This is a genomic window from Parendozoicomonas sp. Alg238-R29 (genome assembly GCF_947331445.1).
Taxonomy (GTDB): Bacteria; Pseudomonadota; Gammaproteobacteria; order Pseudomonadales; family Endozoicomonadaceae; genus Sansalvadorimonas.
Window position 1 is genome coordinate 33,717 of the sequence record NZ_CAMZOG010000019.1, and the last position, 26,006, is coordinate 59,722.

19 protein-coding genes are annotated in these 26,006 nt (G+C 47.8%); 7 read left to right on the forward strand and 12 right to left on the reverse strand.

The window, feature by feature from the left end; genetic code table 11:
- Positions 1-9: 9 nt before the first annotated feature.
- Complete coding sequence (locus QMA35_RS06955) at positions 10-1,296, forward strand: YeaH/YhbH family protein (RefSeq protein ID WP_281646417.1); 1,287 nt, start codon at positions 10-12, stop codon at positions 1,294-1,296.
- Positions 1,293-2,819, forward strand: a complete 1,527-nt coding sequence (locus QMA35_RS06960) for a SpoVR family protein (protein WP_281646418.1) — start codon at positions 1,293-1,295, stop codon at positions 2,817-2,819. The genes QMA35_RS06955 and QMA35_RS06960 overlap by 4 nt, the downstream gene beginning before the upstream one ends.
- A 72-nt stretch (positions 2,820-2,891) precedes the next feature.
- Here QMA35_RS06960 and QMA35_RS06965 read toward each other — a convergent pair whose 3' ends face one another.
- Both QMA35_RS06965 and QMA35_RS06970 read right to left on the reverse strand, forming a co-directional pair.
- Entirely contained in the window at positions 2,892-3,653 is a 762-nt protein-coding gene (locus QMA35_RS06965; RefSeq protein WP_348650935.1) for a LytTR family DNA-binding domain-containing protein, read from the reverse strand.
- Positions 3,654-3,680: 27 nt separating this feature from the next.
- Positions 3,681-4,781 (reverse strand): histidine kinase, encoded by a 1,101-nt coding sequence (locus tag QMA35_RS06970; RefSeq protein ID WP_281646420.1) that lies wholly within the window; start codon positions 4,779-4,781, stop codon positions 3,681-3,683.
- Positions 4,782-4,913: 132 nt separating this feature from the next.
- Here QMA35_RS06970 and argH point away from each other — a divergent pair, with 132 nt between their 5' ends.
- A complete protein-coding gene (gene argH, locus QMA35_RS06975; RefSeq protein WP_281646421.1) occupies positions 4,914-6,266 on the forward strand; it encodes an argininosuccinate lyase in 1,353 nt (450 codons plus the stop codon).
- Between the two features lie 76 nt (positions 6,267-6,342).
- Here the strand turns inward: argH and QMA35_RS06980 are convergent, their stop codons facing one another.
- The 9 genes from QMA35_RS06980 to glnE all read right to left on the reverse strand — a co-directional run bounded on the left by QMA35_RS06980 (position 6,343) and on the right by glnE (position 18,774).
- A complete protein-coding gene (locus QMA35_RS06980; RefSeq protein ID WP_281646422.1) occupies positions 6,343-8,085 on the reverse strand; it encodes a carbamoyltransferase in 1,743 nt (580 codons plus the stop codon).
- A gap of 13 nt (positions 8,086-8,098) precedes the next feature.
- On the reverse strand, positions 8,099-9,559 hold the full coding sequence (locus QMA35_RS06985) for a lipopolysaccharide kinase InaA family protein (RefSeq protein WP_281646423.1): 1,461 nt from the start codon (positions 9,557-9,559) through the stop codon (positions 8,099-8,101).
- Complete coding sequence (locus QMA35_RS06990; protein WP_281646424.1) at positions 9,556-10,323, reverse strand: lipopolysaccharide kinase InaA family protein; 768 nt, start codon at positions 10,321-10,323, stop codon at positions 9,556-9,558. The genes QMA35_RS06985 and QMA35_RS06990 overlap by 4 nt, the downstream gene beginning before the upstream one ends.
- Complete coding sequence (rfaP, locus tag QMA35_RS06995) at positions 10,320-11,135, reverse strand: lipopolysaccharide core heptose(I) kinase RfaP (protein WP_281646425.1); 816 nt, start codon at positions 11,133-11,135, stop codon at positions 10,320-10,322. The genes QMA35_RS06990 and rfaP overlap by 4 nt, the downstream gene beginning before the upstream one ends.
- 2 nt (positions 11,136-11,137) lie before the next feature.
- Entirely contained in the window at positions 11,138-12,280 is a 1,143-nt protein-coding gene (locus QMA35_RS07000) for a glycosyltransferase family 4 protein (protein ID WP_281646426.1), read from the reverse strand.
- The gene (gene waaC, locus QMA35_RS07005) at positions 12,281-13,321 is read right to left on the reverse strand and encodes a lipopolysaccharide heptosyltransferase I (protein ID WP_281646427.1); all 1,041 of its coding nucleotides are present in this window, start codon (positions 13,319-13,321) and stop codon (positions 12,281-12,283) included.
- Positions 13,318-14,367 carry a lipopolysaccharide heptosyltransferase II gene (waaF, locus tag QMA35_RS07010; protein WP_281646428.1) on the reverse strand — a complete coding sequence of 350 codons (1,050 nt, stop codon included), beginning with the start codon at positions 14,365-14,367 and terminating at the stop codon, positions 13,318-13,320. Before waaF ends, waaC begins: the two co-directional genes overlap by 4 nt.
- A gap of 285 nt (positions 14,368-14,652) precedes the next feature.
- Complete coding sequence (locus QMA35_RS07015; protein WP_281646429.1) at positions 14,653-15,579, reverse strand: branched-chain amino acid transaminase; 927 nt, start codon at positions 15,577-15,579, stop codon at positions 14,653-14,655.
- Between the two features lie 264 nt (positions 15,580-15,843).
- Positions 15,844-18,774 carry a bifunctional [glutamate--ammonia ligase]-adenylyl-L-tyrosine phosphorylase/[glutamate--ammonia-ligase] adenylyltransferase gene (glnE, locus tag QMA35_RS07020; protein ID WP_281646430.1) on the reverse strand — a complete coding sequence of 977 codons (2,931 nt, stop codon included), beginning with the start codon at positions 18,772-18,774 and terminating at the stop codon, positions 15,844-15,846.
- Between the two features lie 289 nt (positions 18,775-19,063).
- Here glnE and aceE point away from each other — a divergent pair, with 289 nt between their 5' ends.
- The 3 genes from aceE to rsd all read left to right on the forward strand — a co-directional run bounded on the left by aceE (position 19,064) and on the right by rsd (position 24,256).
- On the forward strand, positions 19,064-21,724 hold the full coding sequence (gene aceE / locus QMA35_RS07025; protein ID WP_281646431.1) for a pyruvate dehydrogenase (acetyl-transferring), homodimeric type: 2,661 nt from the start codon (positions 19,064-19,066) through the stop codon (positions 21,722-21,724).
- A gap of 69 nt (positions 21,725-21,793) precedes the next feature.
- Positions 21,794-23,413: a dihydrolipoyllysine-residue acetyltransferase gene (gene aceF, locus QMA35_RS07030; protein WP_281646432.1), complete on the forward strand. Its 1,620-nt coding sequence runs from the start codon at positions 21,794-21,796 to the stop codon at positions 23,411-23,413.
- Between the two features lie 363 nt (positions 23,414-23,776).
- Entirely contained in the window at positions 23,777-24,256 is a 480-nt protein-coding gene (rsd, locus tag QMA35_RS07035) for a sigma D regulator (protein WP_281646435.1), read from the forward strand.
- A gap of 48 nt (positions 24,257-24,304) precedes the next feature.
- On the opposite strand, the gene QMA35_RS07040 is transcribed toward rsd, so the two are convergent.
- A complete protein-coding gene (locus QMA35_RS07040) occupies positions 24,305-25,009 on the reverse strand; it encodes an FKBP-type peptidyl-prolyl cis-trans isomerase (RefSeq protein WP_281646433.1) in 705 nt (234 codons plus the stop codon).
- A 775-nt stretch (positions 25,010-25,784) separates the two neighbouring features.
- Between QMA35_RS07040 and QMA35_RS07045 the strand changes: the two genes are divergently transcribed.
- Positions 25,785-26,006, forward strand: a 222-nt coding sequence (locus QMA35_RS07045) for a hypothetical protein (protein ID WP_281646434.1), incomplete at its 3' end; no start/stop codon positions are given.

A 26,006-nucleotide genomic window follows, 5' to 3' on the forward strand; every position in this document is an offset into this window, starting at 1 on the left:
GAGGCGTTTATGAGCAGCATAATCATAGACCGCCGTCGTAACAGTAAAGGGAAAAGCACGGTGAATCGCGAGCGCTTTATGCGCCGCTACCGTCAGCAGATCCGCAAGGCTGTGAACGACGCGGTCAACAACAGGAGTATCACCGATACTGACAGCGGTGAGGAAATCTCCATTTCTCGGAAAAGTCTTTCTGAACCTTTCTTTCATCACGGTGAAGGTGGGGATCGAGATCAGACTCACCCGGGAAACAAAGAGTTTGTGACAGGAGACCGGTTCCCCAAGCCCAAAGGAGGGGGGAAAGGCTCTGGGTCAGGTAGCGGCGATGCCTCTGACGGTGGAGAAGGGGTTGATGACTTTGTTTTCCAGATAAACCGGGATGAATTTCTGGAATATTTATTTGATGATCTGGCGCTGCCAAATATGGTGCGCAAAGAACTGAAAGAATCCAATGAATTCGCTTTCCGTCGTGGTGGTTACACCAGTGCTGGCGCGCCAGACAGGCTGAACGTTATTCGTTCACTGCGTGGTGCCCATGCCAGGCGTATTGCTCTTTCTGGGAAAGATCGTAAGGAAATTCGTGCGCTTAAACGCGAGTTACGTGAGATGGAAGTAAGCCCCGATGATACTGATCATTCACGGGCGGAAGAGATCAAACTTCGTATCAAGGAGCTGAATGAGAAAATCAAACGGCTGCCGTTTATTGATGATTTCGATCTCAAATTCAACAATTTGATTAAAGTACCGCTGCCATCCAGCAGTGCGGTGATGTTTTGTGTAATGGATGTGTCCGGCTCCATGACCCGTGACATAAAGGATATGGCCAAACGTTTCTTCTTCTTGCTGTATATGTTCCTGCAAAGGAATTACAAGAAGGTAGAAATCGTATTCATTCGCCACCATGCAGAAGCGAAAGAATGTGATGAGCACGACTTCTTCTACGCCCGGGAGACCGGTGGCACGGTGGTGTCTTCAGCGCTTACGCTGACCGACGAAATTATCAAGGAACGCTACAAGCCAAACGAGTACAACATTTACGTTGCACAAGCTTCGGATGGAGACAACTGGGAAGCGGATTCACCCAAGTGTTCCAAGGTTATTTCTGAAAACCTGATGCCGTTCCTGTCTTACTACGCCTATGTAGAGATTACAGATCGTCATCACCAGAACCTCTGGCACGAGTATAAAAAACTGGAAAAAGAGCACCCTGAATATTTTGCCATGGCCCACATAAAAGGTCCGGCAGATATCTTTCCAGTATTCCGGGAACTGTTTGAGAAGAAGGAGGCAGCGGTATGACCGAGTCATCAAGTGCCCCCCTGTTTACCGGGTCGGAGTGGAGCTTCGAGCTGGTGGAAACCGTCGACAGTGAAATTGCCAAGATTGCTGAAGAATTTGGTCTGGATACCTACCCTAACCAGATTGAGGTGATCAGTTCTGAGCAGATGCTGGATGCGTACGCTTCGGTGGGCATGCCGCTGATGTATAATCACTGGACTTTTGGTAAACATTTTCTGTCCAACCAGAACAGTTATCAGCGTGGGCAGATGGGGCTGGCCTACGAGATAGTGATTAACTCCAACCCCTGTATCTCTTACCTGATGGAAGAGAATTCCATGACTATGCAGACGCTGGTAATTGCTCACGCCTGTTATGGTCATAACTCTTTCTTCAAGGGAAACTATCTGTTCAAAGCCTGGACAGATGCAGATTCCATTATCGACTACCTGCTGTTTGCCAAAAACTATATCTCCAAGTGCGAAGAAAAGTACGGCATTGATGCGGTAGAAGAAGTGCTGGATGCCGCCCATGCGCTGCAAAGCCAGGGTGTGAACCGGTATAAACGTCCGGTGCCGCTTTCAGCTGATGAGGAAAAGCACCGTCAGAAAGACCGTGAGGAGTATATACAACGTACGCTGAACGATTTATGGACAACAATTCCTCTGAAATTCCGCAAAGAAGAGAAAGTAGAAGAGCGCTTTCCGAAAGACCCCGAGGAGAACATTCTCTACTTTATCGAGAAGCATGCGCCTCTGCTGGAAACTTGGCAGCGTGAGCTAATCCGCATCGTGCGGAAGATGGCTCAGTATTTCTATCCGCAGAAGCAAACCAAGGTGATGAACGAGGGCTGGGCAACCTTCTGGCATTACACGCTGATGAATGAACTGCACGAGAGGGGCAAGATTACCGACGGCACTATGCTGGAATTCCTGCAGTCTCATACCAACGTTGTGTTCCAGCCAGAGTTTGATGATCCCCGTTACAGTGGCATCAATCCTTATACTCTGGGCTTTAATATCTTCACGGATATTAAGCGTATCTGTCTTGATCCTACTGATGAAGACAAGCGCTGGTTCCCTGAGTTTGCTGGCAATGAGAACTGGGTGGAAGTGTTGGATTACGCCATGCGTAACTTCAAGGATGAGAGTTTCATTCTGCAATACCTGTCGCCCAAGGTGATGCGGAATATGCGGTTTTTCACCATCAATACCAAGGAAGAGAACCCTTATCTGGAAGTGGGGGCTATCCACAATGATGAGGGCTTCCGACAACTTCGCCAGAATCTGGCTGCTCAGTATAACCTGGGCAATCTGGAGCCAAACATACAGGTGTACAGTGTGGATACCAAAGGTGACCGGTCAATGACCCTACGTCATTACAGGCATAACCGCTGCCCTCTGGATGATGCGAGTACGAGTGAAATTCTGGGGCATATCCAGAATCTCTGGGGTTTTGATGTAAAACTGGAATCGGTTGATGGTGAGAACATCATCGCAACCTACCCACCACCCACAAAGGGTGGAGATAACAAGGCTGCATAACAGTCGTGATTTTCTCTCTTGTGTTTGCCGGGCTTTATGCCCGGCCTTTTGTTCTCTGGTTTAAGATGATTTCTAGCGACTGAGGTTCTGAAGCAATCTGCGAACAGACGACACATGGCGGCGGCTAACCGTCATTGGATTTTCCTTGCCCTTGATCTGGAGCTCGTAAAAACCTTGTTCGTTGCGATTAAAACTTTCAATAGCGTTATGGGCTACAAGTGCATTTCTGTGAATGCGCACAAAGTTATCCCCTAGGCGATCCTGAAGACTTTTGAGAGGTTCATCGATGAGAACTTCACCCTTACTGTAAAGGACAGTGACGTACTTATGATCGGCATGAAATAGAGAAATGTCGTTTATCGGAATCAGCTCAATACCTTTACGTGTTCGTGCGGAAATATGGGAATCTTGAGTTGACGGACGCTCTTCACTCTCCTCACTCTGTTTTGCGCTGAGCGCAGATAACTGAGATCGGGTCAGGCGCTGCGCTCTATTAAGGGCATCTTCCAACTGGGTTTGTCTAACGGGTTTGAGCAGGTAGTCCACCGCTTGTGCCTTAAAGGCTTCGAGTGCATGGTCATTGTAGGCGGTGCAGAAAATAACCGATGGTGGCGTGTCCATTGTGGAAATTTGCTGAGCGCAGTTGAGGCCGTCCATCCCTGGCATTCTGATATCAAGAAGCACGATATCAGGTGAATACTGGTGGATAAGCTCAAGAGCTTGTTTGCCATCTCCCGCCTCTTCTTCGATTGGTGTGACACCCTCTATCCGATCCAGCATGGCGTGCATGCGTTCACGGGCGAGGGGTTCATCATCACAAATCAGCACCTTCATATTGTTGTGTGTGCTCATATGTTGCTGTTAATTCTTTTGTACAGTAGAGCTGTTGTTCACTGGGCAGTAGAGTTTTGTTTCAAACCAGTTCCGATTGTCACCTTGAAAGACCCTTGTTTGCAAACCAGATTCCTCTCCGTAGAGTGCTTGTAGCCTGTCAGAGATGTTTTTGAGGGCGATCTTATTGCCAGACGTAGAGTTATCCATAGCTGATTCGGGAAGTGTATTGTGTACGGTTAAAGTTATGATCTGTTTCTCAATACGGATGGTGATGTGAACTTCACCACCTCGAGGATCGGGCTGAATGCCATGGTAAACAGCATTCTCTAATATGGGTTGCAGGCAGAGCCTTGGGATTAAAATATCCTGATCGCACACATCAGTATCCCATTGAATACTAAGCCTGTCACCGAAGCGTAATGACTCGATATGGAGGTATTGTTCAGCCAAAACCACTTCCTCCATAACAGAGTTCATGATGGTGGCCTTGTCGAGGCTGGCTCGGAACAAATCTGCTAAATCTTCAACAACCTGCTCAGCAACGGTAGGGCGCGTTGCTATCAGGCTGGCAATTGTATTCATGCTGTTAAACAAAAAATGTGGCTGAATGCGAGAATGAAGAGACTGGATGCGGGAATTCAGCTCAGCCTGTTGCTGGCGCAGAACTTCCTTTTGAAGAAAGAAGTAACGCAGCACAATTGTCCCAATAATTAACGCAATAATATTGTTTCTTAATAGTTGCCCCCCTTGTTCCTGCCAGAAACTGACGGGGACACCAAGAGGTTGTGGAGCAAGAGAAATATTCTCCATTACCCAGATAGAAATCAATGTGAAAGCTGAAGTGATAGTCAGGCAAACCATTAAGCAGGCTATTGTAATGACTGCCGGATTGGCTTTGTAAAGAAGTGGGCTAAGAGCGCAAATAATGGCCGCAGATGCCAGAACAATCCACTGAACAAACAGTGATGTGAGCGATAGGCGATTCCAGTCAAATGAGCCAGAGCCCGTCCAGGCCAGAACCAGTACCAATACAAAAAGCTCTGCGATAACAACCAGCAGAAACACCGCACGTGGAGAGCAGAGGTTTGGCAGGAAAAAGTTATCGGTGTCCTTATCTGGCAAGCTCATGAAAAAGAGATTCTCATGGGTTATTAGAATTTGTCTTCTGTTATACCTCTATTCAGGAAGCGAAAGAAAGCTGGCGGCTGTATAATGGCACGATAATTATTTCAATAGCGCAAACTACAGGGCAATGAAGTCATGAGCGATAAGGCAAAATCAAATCAGCAATGGGGTGGTCGGTTCAGTGAACCTGTTGACGAATTCGTTGCACGCTTTACTGCTTCTATTGATTTTGATAAGCGCCTTTATCACCACGATATTATGGGTTCAAAAGCCCATGCCCGTATGTTGAATAAAGCGGACATTCTTACCGCAGAAGAACTGGAAAGTATTATTAATGGCCTAATTGACATTGAAGGCGAGATTGAACGGGGCGAGTTTGAATGGTCTGTAGCCCTGGAAGATATTCATATGAATATCGAGGCTCGCCTGACAGAGAAAATAGGTATTGCCGGTAAGAAATTGCACACAGGCCGCTCGAGAAATGATCAGGTCGCTACTGATATTCGTCTGTGGCTGCGTGATGAGATAGACAGCATTCTTGTTGAACTGGGCCGCTTGCAGAATGGTTTGGCTGAACTGGCAGATAAAGAAAACCAGACCATTATGCCTGGCTTTACTCATCTGCAGGTGGCGCAGCCAATAACCTTTGGTCATCATTTGAGAGCCTGGCGGGAAATGCTGGTAAGAGACTCCAGCCGTATGCAGGACTGCCGTAAGCGTATGAATCAGAGCCCTTTAGGATCTGCTGCGCTCGCAGGCACCACCTTCCCAATTGATCGTAACTATACCGCTGAACTGCTTGGCTTTGATGCGCCGACAGCAAACTCTCTCGATTCTGTAAGTGATCGGGATTTTGCTATTGAGTTCTGCTCTGCCAGTGCTTTGATCCTGACCCATCTTTCAAGAATGTCGGAAGAGCTGGTGCTGTGGACATCCCAACAATTTGATTTTATTGAAATGCCAGATCGTTTCTGTACAGGCTCCTCAATTATGCCGCAGAAAAAGAACCCTGATGTTCCAGAATTAGTGCGCGGAAAAACAGGTCGGGTGAATGGCCATTTGATGAGTTTGCTGACTTTGATGAAAGGACAGCCACTGGCGTACAACAAAGACAATCAGGAAGACAAAGAACCACTGTTTGATGCCGTGGATACAGTCAAAGACTGTTTGCGTGCTTTTGCAGATATGATTCCCCACATCAAGTCCAAGCCTGAGAATATGCGAGCTGCTACCAAGAAAGGTTTCGCCACAGCTACTGATCTTGCCGACTACCTGGTGAAAAAAGGTGTGCCTTTCCGGGAGGCTCACGAGATTGTGGGTAAAGCTGTGGCTTATGGTTTAAATGAAGGGAAGGATCTTTCTGAAATGACACTGAATGAACTGCAACAGTTCTCAGCAGTTATTGAAGACGGTGTGCAGGATGCACTCTCTCTGGAAGGTTGTGTTTCCGCCCGTGGGCATATTGGCGGAACTGGCGAACACGCTTGATCTGCAAACAGAAATAAAAAGCCCTGAAGTGATAACACTTCGGGGCTTTTTTGTGACTTATGATCTCTAATATGTATTACACGTATTCAGGGAAGTCGTCTTTCACTACCAGGATATCTTCCATAATCAGGTATTGAAGGTCAGAACCAAAGAACATATTCAGTGCATCAGTTGGTGTGCAGACAACCGGTTCACCACGACGGTTTAGAGATGTGTTCAGTACCACACCATTGCCGGTGAGTTTTTCCATCTCTTCCATCAGATTGTAGTAACGGTCATTCATACCGGGCTTCAGTGCTTGTGCGCGAGAAGTGCCGTCTTCGTGAACAACCTCTGGTACACGAGTTTTCCACTCTTCGTTTACCTCGAAGGTGAAGGTCATGTATGGCGCGGGGTGATCAACCTTGAACATCTCTTTAGCAGTGCGCTCAAGCATGCTGGGGCAGAATGGGCGCCAGCGTTCACGAAACTTGATCTGTTCGTTAATGCGGTCGGCGATGCCAGGGTGATTTGGACAGCCAACAATGCTGCGGCCACCCAGTGCGCGGGGACCAAACTCCATACGTCCCTGGAACCAGGCAACAGGATTCCCTTCGTGCAGAACTTTGGCAATGTTCTGAGGAACATCACTGATCTGCTTGAACTTAGGCTTGTCCTCGTGAGCTTCGCAGGCTTCAATCACCTGTTCGTTGGTAAAGGAGGGGCCGAGATAGACATGTTCCATCTTCTCGACATCTTTTCCTCGGGCTGTAGACACGTAGGCAGCCGCACCAATTGCAGTACCGGCGTCACCGGAGGCCGGTTGTACAAAAAGCTCCTTCACTTCCGGGCGGGCAACGATCTTCTGGTTCAGCTTAACATTCAGGGCACCACCACCGGAGAAGGCAATTTTGCCGGTTTCCTTGATGATATCGCCGAGATAATAATCCATCAGACCCAGAACAACTTTTTCATACAGAGCTTGAATGGAGGCTGCGTAATGGATGTAAGGGTCGTCAGCGACATCACCCTTACGACGAGGACCAAGCCACTCGATCAGTTCTGGTGTGAAGTAGAAACCTTTACCGTTTTCCTTGTAACGTCGCAGGCCGATGACGTTGGCCAGCTTGGTGTTGATCTTGAAATCTTTACCGTTGAAGTCGATCAGGCGACTGAGGTCGTATTTGTCAGGGTCACCGTAAGGCGCCATGCCCATAACCTTGTACTCACCGTCGAGCATATCGAAACCGAGGTATTCAGTGATTGCGCCGTACAGGCCGCCCAGAGAGTCTGGGTCGTAGAATTCCTTGATCTTGTGGATCTTGCCGTTTTCACCGTAACCGAAGAAGGTAGTGGCGTATTCACCTTTGCCATCCACGCCCATGATTGCGGTTTTCTCTTTGAAACCACTCAAGTGATAAGTACTGGAAGCGTGTGCCAGATGGTGTTCAACGGGTTCAAACTCAAACTTGCCCCATTCAAAGCCCAAACTATCGAGCATAGTGCGAATGTTGCCAACATAGCGGCGATAGCGGCGATTGCCGTTAAACAGGGCGTCCAGGGCGCGATCTGGGGCGTACCAGTAGCGCTTGGCGTAGTGCCAGCGTGCTTCAGTCGAAAGACTGATAGGTGCCATTGGGACAGCAACGATATCTACATCAGATGGCTTTATTCCAGCCTGCTGCAGTACAAACTTGGTCGCTTCCAAAGGCATCTTGCCTTTTGCGTGCTTGTCTCGAATCAGTCGTTCTTCTTCAACGGCTGCAACGAGTTTGCCGTCTATGTATAAAGCGGCTGAAGGGTCGTGACCAATGGCCCCAGACAACCCAAGTATGATCATTGATTATTCCTTATTACGTATCCAGATCGCTATATAAGCGTCGAATTATAGATTCAAAGAGTGCTGCAGCTTTAGGTGTGTTTTCCCAGTTGCGAGCAAATCTTTTTACATCCTGTTTATGAACCTTACGGAATTTTTTAGGGTCTTTATAAGACTTCATGGCATCCAAATCAATTAATGACGGTTTACCATTAATCAAAAGAATATTTGTTGCCTTCATGTCTCCATGAAAAATCAGTGCTCGTTTCAGGCTTTCGAGCATATCGCCAACTTCATCTCTGACGTCCTTACAATTTTCCGGCAGTGTCTCTTGAATGAACCATTCCAAAAGGTGTGGAGATGGTTGAAATAGGGTAACAATATAGCTGCAGGTGGTAATTGGCCCAAAGCGGTTTTCTTTCATAGCCAGCGGCGTGGGTGTGTTAACGCCCAGCATGTCCAGAAGATGTCCATTCAACCAACTTATACGAGCTCGTGATCTTGTCAGACAGCGTAGATATTTGTGCAAAAAACCTTTCTTGCTCTTATAGCGCTTAACAAAAACCTGAATGCCATTATCAAGCGTCACAATAGATACAGTGTTGGTTTTGCCTCGCTTGAGCACTGTCCCAGCTTCTATATAAGGCTCTGGATTAGCGAGTAAAGCCTGTAATTCTGGTGAGTCTTCACTCTTGTTTACAGAAAGAAACTCATGCCAGCTTTTGGAAACTCTGAACTGTGTACAGTTGCGCAAAGATTTTTGTACAAACCGCTCCCGCCATTTTCGCTTTTGCTGAACAAGTAAAGAGAAGTTTTTCAGTGAAAATTTTTGTGTAAATACGGGAACTTTCTGATCATAGGTGCTCCATAAATCAGGAATAAACTTGTCATATTTGGGGTAAAGCACGGCTTGAAACAGAGCGAGATTTTCAAGAGCGTCTTTAGGTTGAAGAGTCTTGGAAACTCTTGCTCCTCCACCATCTATCAGGAAAAGCTCGTCTTTGTGCAGGAGAAGGTTGTCCAAGTGAATATCGTGCTGACATACACCTGCTTTGTGCATAGATGCGAGTATGCATGCAATTTCAGTTAGCCATCGTTTTCTCTCTTCGTCAGAGAGTTCTTTGTGCCATACCTGCTCAAAACTCTCGACGGGTTCAAGGCATGCCGTTGCAGCAATACTGAGTTCTGGATTTGAACAGTGCGCAACAAGTTCAGGTGTATTGACTCCAGAGTTTATAAACCCGTTAATGCCATCCAGCTCACGTTTGAGGTCACGTTCAGCCTTTTCTCCATAAAAGCATTTTGTGACCACTTTCCTTCCATTTAGCTCGGCTTTAACAACCAGACGCTTTCCAGGCAAAAAGCGGAGAACAGATTCACACGTCAGTTCCCCACTGGAGGTGGATAAAAGAAAAGGCGTTTCAGGAGCTTCTTTCAGCGCAGGCAATGAGTTTGCAGTAATTGCTGGCAGCGGGGCATTTGTGGTTTCTGTCATTCCCGCCCCTCAAAAAAAGCAACAATACGACGAATCATCTTTTTATCTTTGGCTGTTAACCTGTCGATTTGGCGATAGAGCTTGAAAAAGCGCAGTCTCTGAGTGCGGGTAAGTTGATATTTACCGACTTTGTCGAGACAGGCCAAGTCTTTAATGATGCGATATTTCAGGAAAGGGCCAAACCAGCGTTGCCCGGTTGGGCAGTCGATCATAAAGACGCCTGGGTCTTCAAGATTGTCGTTTACGAGAATATTACGCCATTTGAAATCGTTGTGGGCAAAGTTATAGGCATGAAGTTTTCGGGCATAGTCTGCAACTTTGGCAACGACTTTATCCATCCAGACCTGATCTTCAAGCTGGATGTCTTTCATCCCGGCCATGGTTCCAAGGTCTTTGGTATTCGGTAAGGCAACTGTAATCAGTGCACCCCGTCCGGCATGGGTAAGAAAACGCTCTTCTCCATAAGCTGCTAACTTGGCTGCAGGAATGCCAAGCCGATCAAACAATTTCAGGTTGTGCCACTCTCCACGCAAACGACTTTTTCCTAGCCAGCTGCGTAGACCTTTGGTCGCATGGAAACGCTTTACGTAGAACACTTCGCCATCCACAGTGTGGCGGAACACAGTGCTCTCTGAATCGTTGGTAACAGGGTTGCCAATAATGGGAAGCGAAAGAACCTTCTCGAGAGAGGAGAATTCATTGCCAACCGAAGTGTTTCGATACTGTGGCGTAACAGTCCAGCGGGTTTTGCTAAGGAGACTCATTGTGGAGTTCCCCACTTGCGCTGGGCTCGGTCGTAAAGCTTTTGAGCTTTATCTTCCAGCCCTTTCCAGAGCCAGTAGTACTGCTTAAAAGCTTCCCGAAGAGGGAGCCCGGTATAAACCCGGATAAAGCGATAAACGTCTCGGCGGGTCAGGCCAATGTCCAGGGCCGAATGATAAATGCCGACAATATCTTTACGAATCCAGCGACTTGGTGTTTCTTCCCTGAGCTGTGAGCGGTGCAGATCAATCAATGAAACTGTAAAGTTATCAGGGTCAACATTTTCAACCCCGTCAGGAATAGCCAGCAGGAAGTGGCAGATATAGTAATCCCGGTGATTCACTCCATTTGTATGAAGCAGGCGACTAACATCAGCTACTTTCTCAATCAGTTTCTTCTTTAAGCGGAATGCGGGTGGCTGTTTTAACCAGTCCGCACAAAAGTCTTCCAAACTTATAGTGTTAACCAGATCTTCAGTCACAATAAAGGAGTTTTGTTTTGCCGGGTTGCAGCCCCTTTTGCCATAAGCGACGGCTGTCATGGTATCAATACCAAGGGACTCCAGTTTTTTGATGGCGAGATATTCGTTTTCCGCCCCGAGGACAGGTTTGCGGAAACGAATGTAGTTTTCAATAATTTCTTTCCAGCCTACTCCTCTGTGTATTTTCACAAAGAAGCTTTTGTCATCCTGTTCAAATCGCAGGGTTTTACGAGCCTCCAACTGACGGAAGATTTCTCCGTCTAACTGCTCGACTTTTTCAAACGGGTCAACATCCTTCCAGGCTTTCTGGAAATCCTCACGAAGGTACAGCACGTTTAATGTGGCTCCCTGTTTTTCAGTGTGTTACCCGTGCTTTCAATAATTTCAGCAGCGCGTTCCGGAAGGCTGTAAATGTCAGCTGTTTGAGCAAAGGACAGAGCATTCTGTTGCCAGTCCTGCTTTTGGTCAGAACTCAGCATGGCAACCAGCCTGCTATTCAGATCATTCTGACTAAATGGTGATGGAGCTACATCACCTGCATCGGCATCGGTTATGTAATGGGCATAACCACATATATCAGTACAAAGTACGGGTAAACCTGCCACCAGTGCTTCCAACAGAACAGTTCCGGTGTTTTCGTTGTACGCCGGGTGAATCAGTAAATCAGCACCCACCAGAAAACGGGGAATATCATCTCTGCCCTGGAAGAAAGTTACCTGATTGCTGATGCCAAGGGTTTTCGCTTGGGCTTTAAACCGCCGGGGATCATCCTGTCCAATAATAAACAGTCGAGTGTTATTGCGGAGATCTTCAGGTAAACCTTTGATTGCCAGTAGAGAGCGATCGACACCTTTGGTTTTGAAGCCAGAACCAACCATGAGAACCAGATGCTCATCATCAGTAATCCCGAACTCTTTACGGAACTCTGCATGAATTGCATCAGCATTCTCTGGACGTTGACGATCCCTTGATATTCCAGGGGGTAAGAGGTGCAGGCGATGATCCGGGGTACCGTAATGTTTCTGGAAAATGGCTTTTTCGTTGGCGGAAATTAGTAACGATACCGTGTTGGATTCGGCTCCGAAAACAGCCCTCTCATTGGCAGAGAAGTGCCTGTAACGGCTGGAATATTTGTACCAGCTTTTACGCAGGGTTGTGGCCTTGTGTTCGAAGCAGGTGTCGGCGGCGTAGTAAACATCCAGCCCCGGCATTTTGTTAAAACCTACGACAACGTCAGCAGGCTTTTCGCTAAGCTGACTTTCTATCCAGCTCTGAAATCGGTTGTTACGGGTCTGGGCGGTAAAAGAAAATGGGCGGTGCGTATGAATCTCAAAACCGTTTGGGCGCTCACCTTCCCAGCTCATGGTGTAAACAGTGATCTCATGACCAGACTGCTGACAGACTTTGGCGATACGCAGGAAGTCTCGCTGTAACCCACCAAAGGGGAAGTATTTGTAGAGAATAAATGCCAGCTTCATTCAGTTACTGCTTGTCTGTGGTGGTGTTATGTCTTCAGGTGCAGACTGTTTTACCAGTGCCTGCCAGACAATATCAGGTGTCATCGGCGTGAAAATGGCCGGTTCCACATTATTTAAAGATTCATTTTCGGGGCAGTCATTCAGAGTGAGATGAACCTGTTCTTTGCCATAGGCCCCAACAAGAACCGGGCTTGTTGGCCCGTAAAGAGATACCGCAGGAATTTCCAGAGCTGCAGTAAGATGGCCAAGGCCAGTATCAACAGCTACAACTTTTTCCGCGCCAGCGATAACGGAAGCAACATTGCGCAGACTCATCTTTGGAAGAACGTGAACTTTGCCGCTGGTTCTTGCAATAAGTTCAGCTCTCTCTTTTTCCTGTTCACTACCCCAGGGCAGGCAAACGTTATAACCGTTCTCTGTGGCAGTTTTGGCAAGTTCGCACCAGTAGGTATCCGGCCAGTGTTTATCTACCCATGTGGTTCCATGGACAAACACCAGATAAGGGCTTTCAGGGCGGTAGTTTCCAGTATCTGCAAACATCTCTGCCTTTAGCTGGAAGCTTCCTTTACCGGCAGAAAGTTCATAACCAAGTGCTATGGCAAACAGTTGTCGTACGCGCTCAACGGCATGCTGGCCTTTGGCAACTGCTTGAGGATGTGTGTAAAAGCGAGCTGCTAAAGGTTCTCTGGCAGAGTTTTTATCCAGACCATAAATGGGAGCCTTTAAACCACGAGTTAATAGCGCGCTTTTTAACAGACCTTGAGCATCGATTACCAGATCGTATTCTTGAGACTTAACCTGATCGCGGAAGTTTTTCCACTCACCATTCTTCCAGGTTTGGAAAATGTTTTTGCGCCAGCGACGAATGGCTATTGGTATCACTTTATCCACAGCAGAATGCCATGAAGGAATTTCGGAAAAACCTTCTTCTACAACCCAGTCAAACCGGATACCGGGAATAGCAGCACAGGCATCGGTAATCGCCGGCAAGGTATGAATCACATCACCAAGAGAGCTTGTTTTGATGATCAGAACTCTCATTCACTGCTCTCCTGTAATGGTGTTGCCTTTCCGGCGAGTTCAGCTAGAGCATCGAGAGCAAGCTGTGGTTCAAGTTTATTCAGGCAGTCCAGATGACCGAGAGGGCATTCACGTTTAAAGCAGGGGCTGCAATCCAAACCCAACCGAAGAATTCTGTGATTCTTGTTCAAAGGTGGAGTGAAACCAGGGGATGTTGAGCCGTAAACAACAACCAGGTTTCTCCCAAGCGCCGCCGCAATATGCATAAGGCCAGAGTCATTGCTGACCACGGCATCGGCACAGGAAAGCAGGTCTATGGCCTCTGCCAGACTGGTTTCACCAGCAATGTTATGAACAGAAGATCTGCACTGTTCAGGAAGCTGAGAGACAATTTCATCATTGCCGGGTTTGTCTTTGGCGGAGCCAAGTAGCCATACCTGCCAGCCTTCGAGTAATTTCTGCTTTGCTACTTCTGCATAATGGCGTTCTGGCCAGCGTTTAGCCAGGCCAAACTCGGCACCTGGGCAGAGAGCCAGAACCGGTTGAGTGTTGGTCAGATTGAGGCGATGGCGAGCTTGATCACGATTTTCTGTATTAGCTTTCAGGGAAGGGCTGGGTAATTGTTCAGGCAGTTGAGAGGCTGGTGGAAAGGCCAGAGCGATAAACCGCTCAATCATCAGCGGGTAACGTTCTTTATCCAGCTTGTGAATATCGTTAAGCAACCCAAAACGCATCTCCCCACGCCAGCCGGTGCGCTTGGGTATTTTGGCAAAAAAGGGAATCAGTGCGGATTTCAGGGAGTTAGGAAGAACGATGGCCTGATCATATTTCTCTTTGATCAGGGATTTCCCCAGCTGTTTTCTTACATTAATTTCCAGTTTTCCGTGTCCGAGAGGCATATCCAGGCCACGCCGAACCTCTGGCATACGCTCCAGCAGAGGGGCGCTCCAGGCAGGGGCCAGCACATCTATGATGGCTTCTGAATCCTGGTTTTTTATGGTGGTGAACAGGGTCTGGGCCATGACCATATCACCAACCCAGGACGGACCAATAATCAGATACTTCACATTTTTCCCTGAGTTTTTCTTTCCGCTAGTCTTATTGCGGAACAGCAGACGCTATCGCCCGCCAGAGTTGCGTTATACCAACGCTCCGGCCACAGGCGCTCAAGCGCCGTGCACGGCTCATCCTTTTAAAGCTTCTCTCAAGCCCCTGGTAAGGGGAATAAAAAAAAGAGGCGATAATTATACGCCTCTTTTTTAAAACAGTTTCTCTCTGTTTTGTTAACCGAACTGGTTATCTTCCGCAACAGGTTGATGAAAGCCCTTAGTTTGAACTACAGGTTTCAAGGCTCAACGTACTGAAGACAGCCATTCAGGCCATTGCTCGCGCTTACCAGTGACCTGATCAAAGTACATGGATTGTAACTTCTCAGTAACAGGGCCACGCTTGCCGGAACCAATCTTTCTGCCGTCGTGTTCACTGATTGGCAAAACTTCGGCTGCAGTTCCTGTGAAAAACGCTTCTTCGGCGATATAAACTTCATCGCGGGTTATGCGTTTTTCCCGGACTTCCAGCCCCAGCTCATTAGCAAAGCGAATAATTGTGTCCCTGGTAATACCTTCCAGGCAGGAAGTCAGTTCAGGTGTGTAAAGAATGCCATCTTCTTTGAGGATGAAAATATTCTCGCCACTGCCTTCAGCTACATAACCTTCGTTGTCCAGCAGCAGGGCTTCTTCGCAACCACTGTCCAGAGCTTCCCTTAGGGCCAGCATGGAATTCATGTAATTGCCATTCGCCTTAGCCTTACACATGGTGATGTTCACATGGTGGCGGGTGTAAGACGATGTACGGATTTTAATACCCTGCTCTTTGGCTTCAGGGCTCATGTATGATGGCCATTCCCAGGCAGCAACAATGCAGTGTGTTTTCAAGTTGTCTGCACGCAGTCCCATGCCTTCTGAACCGTAGAAGCACATAGGGCGAAGATAGGCTTCAGTAAGATTGTTCTCCCGAACGACGGCTTTCTGTGCATCAGACAATTGTTGCTTGGAAAACGGCATATCCATTCCCAGGATATGTGCACTGCGAAACAGGCGGTCAGTATGTTCCTTGAGACGGAAAATCTGTGGACCTTTTGCTGTTTCGTAAGCACGCACACCTTCAAATACACCCAACCCATAGTGCAGCGTATGTGTCAGAACGTGGGTTTTGGCTTCACGCCAGGGTATCAGTTCGCCATCAAACCAGATAACGCCATCTCGATCGGCGAAAGACATAGATTCTCCTGTCAGTTCGTTTTTGCTTGCCGTTGTTGTGATAATGTCTTTTACGGTTTCCCGCTGACTTTGTTGTTTTTCTAATTGTCTTTGTACAGCTGTTCTGACGTAGCCGCTTCAGGTGTAACAGAACTGCAGATAATCTGCCGGTTGCCTGTGCCGTGGGTTGGACAGGCCTGGTACTGCCTTTTAGGAAAGTGAACCGGCAGCGCCACTCGGTTTGTGGCCGAATGGCGCGTCTATTGCACCACAAAATGGCTTGTCTTAACAGACTATGTTGTCCCCTAAAAGCTCATTCCATATGGTAATAATGGCTTTTCTGTGATGATGCATTTGATCACCACTCACTTGGCTGCCCATTTTCTGCAGAGCATGGCGATGAAGTGTTTTACGGTAAGCCTGGTAAGCCTGATTTAACTGCTGGACATTCTCAGATGGCATAAGCCCGGCCTGCTCAAGTTCTTCCAGAATGCGAATGTTATCTGTCCAGCGAGTCAACGCATGGTGAGCGTGTGACCATGCCAGTACGGCATATTGCACAATGAACTCAATATCAACAATACCACCGTGGTCGTGCTTAAGATGGAATGCACTGTCTGCAGTCCAGCTGGTTGGGAGTGCGCCCCCCTGCGTTGACTTTGTTCCGAGGTTCTTTGCCATCTTGTGGCGCATCTCTCGAACATCTTTCTTCAGCTTTGGTATATCTCTGGTTTGGGACAAAATATCTGCCCGAACAGCTTCAAACTGTTTTGCGAGTACCGCATCGCCAGCAATGCACCGTGCCCTAACCAGTGCCTGATGTTCCCAGGTCCAGGCTTCTTTGTACTGGTATTTCTCAAAAGCCTTGAGCGCAGAAACCAGCAAACCGGAATTTCCGGAAGGCCGCAAACGCATATCTACTTCGTACAACTGCCCGGAAATTGTGCTGGTGGAGAGCATGTGAACTATGCGCTGTCCCATTCTGGCAAAGAACATGCTGTTATCCAGCGAACGTTCGCCAGTTGTGACTTTGTTAGAGTCGCTGTTGTGGATAAATACCAAATCAAGATCAGACCCCGGCCCCAGCTCTATACCACCGAGCTTTCCGTAACCAACAATCAAAAATCCGGGTGCTTGTTCATCTGTATCGTAACCTGGTTCTCCATGACGACAAACTAACTGCTTGCGGGCTATATCCTGAACCGAAGAAAGAATAGTCTCTGCCGTCCAGGTCAGGTAGTCACTTTCTTTCATCAGGGGCATTTTTCCCGCAACCTGAGCAGCAGCAACTCTGAGCATATGTGCCATACGGAAGTAACGGAGGGATTCCATCTGGGTTTCCAGATCCTCCTCAGGAATGTGCGCTAACTGCTGGCGAAGTTCGTCTTCAAGCTGGGCTTTATCGGGAGGGGCGTAAAGGTTGCCAAGATTCAGGAATTCATCAAGAAGTGCCGGATGCCGGGCGACCTGCTCAGTTATCCAGGGACTGGCAGAGCAAAGGGAAATTAAATGTTTCAGAGCTCCGGGATTTTCCATTAGCAGAACAAGATAGGCGGTTCTGCGCAGTACCGCCTCAATAATGGTCAGTACGCGAAGTAACGCTTGATCTGGATTTGCTTCTCGCAAAACAGCGTTAAGTAAACGAGGCATAAACAGAGCAATACGCTCAGCACTCTGGCGGCGTACTGTTTTAAGTATTTTTCCGTCCCGCAGGTTTACCAGGCGTCGGTGGATTTCTTCCGGGGTGATAAACCCCATTTTATTAAGAACAAGAATTTCTTCTTCTTTTTCCAGTTGTCCATCCCAGAAAGCATCCCAGTCTGATGTTGAACTGTCTTTGACAGGTTCTTGCTCTTCGCTTTCTGCAACGATGGCACTAAAGTGGGTAGCAACTCGCTCACGGTGAAAGTCCAGCTTTTCCGTAAAGGTTTCCCAGCTTGAGAAGCCCATGATCCATGCCAGCCTGAATTGTTCTTCAGAATTCTTGGGCAGTGTCTGGGTCTGTTTGTCTTTCCAGGCCTGCAGGGTATGCTCAACATTGCGAAGAAATTCATTGGCTTCGCGAAGATCGTTGCAGGCTTCACTTGGCAGATATTCTGAACTTTCAAGGCTATCTATAACTGTTAACAGAGAACGAGCCTGCAAGCTGCGATCACGACCGCCATGTATGAGCTGGAAACTCTGAACGATAAACTCGATTTCACGAATACCGCCGTGACCGAGCTTTATGTTGTTATGCAGACTGCGTCGTGCGACTTCCCTTCGAATCATGCGTTTCATATCGCGCAGTGCAGTAATTGCGCTGAAATCAATGTAGCGGCGAAAAACAAAGGGGCGCAGCATATCCATAAGTTGCGTGCCGGCCTCTTGGTCGCCGGTAATAAAACGGGCTTTGATCAAAGCGTAACGTTCCCAGTCTCGCCCCTGATCCTGGTAATACTGCTCCATAGCTGAAAAACTGAGAGCTAATGCGCCACTCTGGCCATAAGGTCGCAGTCGCATATCAACGCGGAATACAAAACCGTCCGCATTGTTTGTATCCAGCACACGAATAAGACGTTGCCCCAAACGGGTAAAAAACTCCTGATTGGTAATGGTTCTTGCCGTGCCCTGAGTTTCACCTTTACAGGGGTAACAAAAGATAAGATCAATATCTGACGAGAGGTTAAGTTCTCCGGCACCAAGCTTTCCCATGCCGAGAATGGTCATATGTTGCGGGTGGAGTTCATCTTCACCGTCATCAGCTCCCATAGGAGTACCTAACTGCTTGCAACAGTCGTCGTGTAACCAGTCGCAGGAAAGCTCAATGCAGGCATCAGCCATAGCAGAAATGTCGGTTGTTGTTTCTGTCATGAGGGCAAGGCGATTCAGGTCTCGAAAGATGATTCGCAGCTGATGTTTTTTTCTGAATTTACGTAGCACACTCATAAGTGTGTCTTCTGAGTCGCAATCCTTTAATTGCTCATACAATTCATCTGCCATGTCCGACTGACTCAGGCTTCGGTGCAACAGGTCTTGTTGCAGAAGGTCTAGTAAAAGTTCAGGAGTTGTACGGCAGACTTCCCAGCAGTAGTCGCTGCCGATCCAGCATTTGATGATTTGTGTTTTGATCTCTTCGGAAACGTGGGACAGTTGTTCCTTCAATAAGGGCTCTGAAAAAGTCTGCCAGCGCTGATTCTGCTGTTCGATAATGTCATCCAGTATGGCGGTGGTCATTTTTCCTTCATCCCCTCAGAACTTCAGCTGTATCGCCAGTTTACCGAAATCACAGCAGGCTGTTTACTTATCTTGCAAGGATTGAAATTGTTTGAGTTTGTTAATGTATTGTTTCATTTTGTAGAAAAACTACACAAATAGTTGAGTTTGGTATTGCGCCACTAGCTATTCGCGTAGTAAAACTACATAAATAATGGAGTGGGTGTCTGTATCGTTATTACGAACCCCTTCGGCACCTTCATACACTTCCTCTATCTATACTGATTTCGTTCAGTACCGGGGACACAATATGCAACGCGATACCGATCCGATTGAGACTCAGGAATGGCTCGACGCTCTGGAAGCCGTACTGGAGGCTGAAGGCGAAGAGCGGGTTCATTACCTGCTAACCCGTCTGGCCCGTAGAGCCAGCCGCAAAGGCACCCAGCTGCCATATGCCATAACAACTCCTTACAGAAATACGATTCCCTCCGCAAAAGAAGCGCGGATGCCGGGCGATCTGTTTATGGAGCGTCGCATTCGTTCTTTAGTTCGATGGAACGCTCTTGCTATGGTGCAGCGCGCCAGCAAGCGTGGTGGTGATCTGGGTGGTCATATTTCATCTTTTGCCTCCAGTGCCACGCTGTATGACATTGGCTACAACTATTTCTTCCACGGTCCAGATAGCGACCGCGACGGTGACCTGGTTTACTATCAGGGTCACGTAGCACCGGGCATTTACTCCCGTGCTTTCCTGGAAGGTCGGATCAATGAAGATCAAATGGATAGCTTCCGCTCTGAGGTGGATGGCAAAGGCCTTTCTTCTTATCCACACCCTTGGTTGATGCCTGACTTCTGGCAGTTCCCTACCGTATCCATGGGCCTTGGCCCATTGCAGGCGATCTATCAGGCTCACTTTATGAAGTACCTGATTAATCGGAAGATGATGCCTGAACAGGGCCGCAAGGTGTGGGCCTTCCTGGGTGATGGTGAGATGGATGAGCCGGAATCCCTTGGTGCGATCTCTCTGGCTGGCCGTGAACATCTGGATAATCTGGTATTCGTGGTGAACTGCAACCTGCAGCGGCTAGACGGCCCGGTTCGTGGTAACGGCAAGATCATCCAGGAGCTGGAAGGTGTATTCCGTGGTGCCGGTTGGAACGTACTGAAAGTGACCTGGGGTCGCCATTGGGATCCTCTGTTCGCTCAGGACAAAGACGGCATCCTCCAGCAGCTGATGGATGAAGCGGTTGATGGTGATTACCAGAACTGCAAGAACAAGGGCGGTGCCTGGACTCGTGAGAACTTCTTCGGGCGTTATCCTGAAACCCTGAAGATGGTTGAAAACATGTCCGATGAGGACATCTGGCGCCTGAACCGTGGTGGTCACGATCCTTACAAGGTTTATGCAGCCTACCATGCAGCAGTGAACCACAAAGGCGCCCCAACCGTTATTCTGGCCAAGACTGTAAAAGGTTACGGTACGGGTGCTACTGCTGAGGCGGCTAACGTCAGCCACAGTGTTAAGAAACTGCCTGTTGAAGACCTGAAGAACTTCCGCGATCGCTTTGATCTGCCTATCAAAGACGATGAGATTGAAGAGATCCCTTACTTTAAGCCTGATCCGGATAGCCCGGAGATGGTTTACATGCGTCGTCGTCGTGAAAAGCTGGGTGGTTTTATTCCTCAGCGTCGCCGCAATACCGATGTACAGCTGCCGATTCCTGAGCTCTCTGCCTTTGACGCGGTGCTGAAAGGCAGCAACGGCCGTGAAATCTCCACCACTATGGCGTTTAATCGCGTTCTGGGTGTGCTGGTGAAAGACAAGACCCTTGGCAAGCACATTGTGCCGATTATTCCTGACGAAGCCCGTACCTTTGGTATGGAAGGCATGTTCCGCCAGCTGGGCATTTACTCTGCTCATGGTCAGAAATATGAGCCTCAGGATTCTGATCAGCTGATGTTCTACAAAGAGTCTGAAACCGGTCAGATTCTGGAAGAAGGTATCAACGAAGCGGGTGCTCATGCTGCCTGGATTGCTGCGGCAACCTCCTACAGCAACAACAATATCCCGATGATTCCGTTCTATGCCTTTTACTCCATGTTTGGCTTCCAGCGTACTGGTGATCTGGCCTGGGCGGCAGGTGATATTCAAGCCCGCGGCTTCATGATTGGTGCAACCTCTGGCCGAACCACCCTGAACGGTGAAGGCCTGCAGCACCAGGATGGTCACAGCCATCTGTTGGCTAGCACCGTGCCTAACTGCATTAGCTACGATCCGACCTATGGTTATGAACTGGCAGTGATTATTCAGGATGGTCTGCGTCGCATGTACGGCGAGCAGGAGAATGTTTACTACTACATCACCACTATGAACGAAAACTACGTTCAGCCTGCTATGCCAGAAGGTGATGACGTAGCTGAAGGTATCCTGAAAGGCCTATACCGCTTCTCCGAAGGCGAGAAGAAAGAAGGTCCACGTGTGCAGCTGATGGGTTGTGGCACCATACTGGAAGAAGTACGTGCTGCTTCTGACATCCTGCGTGAGCAGTTTGGTGTGGAATCTGATGTCTGGAGTGCAACCAGCTTCAATGAACTGCGTCGTGACGGTCTGGAGGCCAGTCGCTGGAATATGCTGAACCCTGAGAAAGAGCAGCGTAAGTCCTGGGTTGAGCAGCAGCTTGAAGGTAATCAGGGGCCGGTTGTGGTCGCTACCGATTACATGAAGCTGTATGCCGATCAGATCCGTGACTTTGTCCCTGCAACTTTCGTAACGCTGGGTACTGACGGATTCGGTCGCTCGGATACTCGCGAGAACCTGCGTGAGTTCTTCGAAGTGGATCGCAACTACGTTGCCTTTGCGGCGCTGCATGGCCTGGTTAAGGATGGTGTGCTGGAACGTGGTGTTCTGGCCGATGCTATCAACAAGCTGGGCATTGATCCTGATAAAGCCTCTCCGCTCTATAGCTGAGAAACGCGACACTAAATTCCTCTGAAACCGGGCAGCCAGCCTGTCCGGTCAGACCAGAAGGCTAGAAGAATGGCTGAAGAGTTAATCAAAGTTCCGGATATTGGTGGAGATGGCGCTGAGGTCGTGGAGATTAATGTCTCTACAGGCGATAGCGTTGATGCTGAAGAAACAGTTATTACTCTGGAATCAGACAAAGCAACGATGGAAATCCCGGCCTCTGCAGCCGGAACCGTTATTGAGGTTCTGGTGAATGTAGGTGACACTCTGAAAGAGGGTGACGATGTACTAAAACTCACGACGGAGGGTGGTGTTGAAGCTGCGCCAAGTCCGGCTGTAGATGAGCCTGTACTAGCAGTAATCGAAGATCCTGTAGTTGCACCTGAACCGGCAACGGCTCCAGCTGCTGCACAAACAATAGAAATCACTGTTCCTGACATTGGTGGCGATAAGGCACCAGTGGTTGAGATTTCTGTGGCAGTCGGCGATGAAGTGTCTGTTGATGATGCACTTGTCACGCTGGAATCCGATAAGGCTACCATGGAGATCCCGGCGACACATGCGGGCAAAGTCTCTGCCCTGCACGTGAATATGGGTGATGAGCTTGGCCAGGGAGACCTGGTTCTCACTCTGGAAGCGATAGGTGCTGCGCCGGCTGCGGCCGCTCCGGTATCTAAAGCTGAAGAACCCAGGAAAGATACTCCTATCCCTGCTGCCTCCGTAAGCCCTAATGGCCATGCCACTAAGGTTGCAGATATAAAAGATATCAAGCCTGCACTACCTGGCCTGGTTCATGCGGGGCCTGCGGTACGCCGTATTGCTCGTGAGTTTGGCGTGGACCTGTCTCTGGTCAAAGGAACTGGCCCTAAGAGCCGCATCCTCAAAGAAGATGTACAGGCGTTTGTGAAAGAGCGTTTGGCCAAGCCTCCTGTTGCTGAAACAACTGCTGGAGGGTCTGGTATTCCTGAAGTGCCGGAAGTGGACTTCAGTCAGTGGGGTGAAGTTGAGATTGAGCCAATCAATCGCCTGCGCCAGGTTGCTGCCAAGAACTTCCAACGTAGTTGGTTGAATATTCCTCACGTTACTCAGCATGATGATGCAGATATCACCGAGCTGGAAGCTTTCCGCAAGGCTCAGAAGCAAGTAGCCGAGGCACGCGGTACCAAACTCACACCTCTACCCTTCTTGTTGAAGGCTGCGGCTTATGCGATGCGTGAGATGCCTCAGTTCTGCGCTTCCCTGTCTCCTGACGGCAAGAGCCGCATTCTGAAGAAGTATGTGAATATCGGTATTGCTGTAGATACTCCAGATGGCCTGCTGGTTCCGGTTATCAAAGATGTAGATCACAAAGGCTTGTGGGAGCTGGCGGTTGAGTGTGCGGAGATGGCTGATAAGGCTCGTAAGAAGCAGCTAAAGCCTGATGAGATGAAAGGTGGCTGCTTCACCATCTCAAGCTTGGGTTCTATCGGTGGCACGGCCTTTACGCCTATCGTCAACTCTCCAGAGGTCGCTATACTGGGTGTTTCCAAAGCCAGTATGAAACCGGTGTGGAATGGTAATGAATTTGTTCCACGCTTGATGCTTCCTTTGTCTCTGTCTTACGACCATCGAGCAATTAATGGAGCAGAAGCTGCAAAATTTGCAGTTTTGGTTTCTGCGTTGCTGGCTGATATAAGAAAACTTCTTCTCTAAATAAACGTTGTAATTAATGAAGGGGATTGTTGCCCCCCTTCATTTTATTATCTAATAAATAATACACGTCACTTGTTGCTTTGTTTGTACGCCTTAAGAATTGGTAGACTATTTTTTGACATAATCAAATATCTATTTTTGATTAATTGTTTGATTGTTATCTCGATTTATTATCAATAAGTCGTATTTTCTATTGCCAATCATTTTTTTTTAAAGAAGTGTTGTTTTTTCTTTATTAACTCTTGCTGTTTACATATTGGCTGCCGTAGGATGAGCAAAACCGGTCGAAAGTAATAAATCTTCGATCGGTCTTTCCTAATCTGGCTGTAAAAATCTGGATGCTAACAGTAAAGGGGAAAGATGATGCTGGAGGGTTGTAAGTCAGCCAAAGAAAGGTGGGGGGGAGTTTCCGAGCTTATTGACAACTGGTTAAATGAGCGACAGAACATGATTGTTTTGTATTGCTCAATGACTGGGGTCAAGCGTAGTGCCGATGAACGTCCGCTACAGGATAAGCTTCGTAACTTCTGCCAGTTGCTTGTTGATTATGTATCAGCAGGGCATTTTGAGATTTACGAGCAACTGGAGCAGGAAGCTCTGGAATTCGGTGACAAGGAAGCTCTGAATAATTCTGGACAGCTATTTGCTTCTATTCAGAAAAACACAGGAGCCTGTCTTGATTTCAACGACAGCTGTGAAAAGGTGGGGTGTGTAGTGGAATTGCAGAACTCTCTTTCGCAAATAGGGGAAACTCTGGAGGAGCGGTTTGAGTTGGAAGATCAGCTGATTGAAATTCTACACAATGCTCACAAAGATACGGTGAGTCAGATGGCGGCAGGCTAGTAAAGTTAATTCCTGCTGCTCGGTAGTGAGCAGCAGGAATTAATTGAATCATTGTGCTGGGTTGGTTTTAATCAGCTCAACCTTGAAGATGAGAAGTTCGTTCGGACCAATACCTCCCTGTGGTGCGCCGCCTGGGCCGTAGGCCAAATCAGAAGGAATATATAGCTCCCAGGTTGATCCTTCAGACATCAACTGCAAAGCCTCTGTCCAGCCGGAGATGACCTGATTTACACGGAAAGTCGTTGGCTCACCTCTCTGATAAGAGCTGTCAAAAACATTGCCATTGAGCAGTTTTCCTTCGTAATGAACCGTAACCTCGCTCTCTTTGGCAGGCTTGTTACCCTTACCTTCCTTGATGATTGAGTACTGAAGACCTGATTCAGTAGTAACGATATTGGCCTTTTTGCCATTATTTTTAAGGAATGCACTTCCTTTCTCGAGATTCTTCTGAGCTTCTTCAATCATCTTTTGCTGAGTTTTTTCTGCTGCTTCCTGCTGAGCCTTTTGGATGAACTCAAGCATCTTATTCTGGTCAATTGCAGGCTTTTTATCTGATAGAACATCGGTGATGCCTGCGGAAACCATTGATACATCAAGATCGTCAAAGTCAGACTTAATTCTCATGCCAAGGAGTGCTCCCAAGCTATAGCTGAGCTTTTCCTTATCTGTTTCAGGAGCTTTGTCTGCTGCCATAACGGGCAGGGTAGTAACAGTTGACAGCACCATGGCCGCAGCAATTTTCGTCAGCTTCATTGCGTTCTCTTCTTCAGTGGTAGAGTGCGGCTGAGCCGCAAGCAGACATCTTTGTTCAAATTAGTACTGAAGGCAAGCAGATATGGTTTTCTATAAATAAGAAAAAACGGTTTTTTGACACTATTTAATAGTGCTTTTCATGTGGGGTTGGTAACAACTGAATGATTTTGTAAGTACTCCTTAAACTCTATATAGAAGTCTTTCTTCTTCTATATAGTAAGTTGTTTTTATCGTTTTAAAGATGTTGTTGTTAGGTATATGTGTTTCAAGCCAAAAAAACATTTTGCAATTGTATGAATGATTAGTCTAATGTCTATGTAAAAAATAGAGATAAATTAATTAGTGCTTAGAATGTTTTAAAAGTTTCGAATGAGCTGGTTAATAGAAGATCCTTTGTAAGGGTGAACAAAAGTGGGAATGGTTTTAGAGGTAAATAAAAAGAGGCTTGTATCATTTAAAGCCAAAACAGAATTCAGGTTGTAAGTGGAGCTATCCACTAAAACCTAAGCACAGATTATATTGAATGGATTCAAGGTGTTTTATCCTTCCAGGGATTTGAATAAAAGAAATTGTTTGGAATAGATAGAACAAGAGTTGCGAAAGGATATTTAGATGGTTGCTGTTAAGAGAAAGAGATGCAACCTGAACCGACCAGAAATGCTGTCGTTGAGTCAATCAGAACTCTGCGGTACTGAACGAGCGCGATGGCTTCTGGATACCGAAAGGCAAGGCACTGTCCGACGGTATCGCGCTTGCAAGTGCTAAGGAGATAGCCATGAGTGATGTTGAAATGGACTTCGACAAGTCCGAGGCAGCAACCCGGGAAGCCGGTGCAGCTGCTAAGAAGCGGGCACCTGCCCGTAAAAAGACAGCCCGAAAAACTGCAGCTCGCAAGAGTACTGCTAAAAAGACGGCTGCTCGCAAGACTACCCGTAAATCTACAGCTAAGAAGGCAACCGTAAAGCGTAAGCCAGCAGCTCGCAAGACTGCGAAGAAG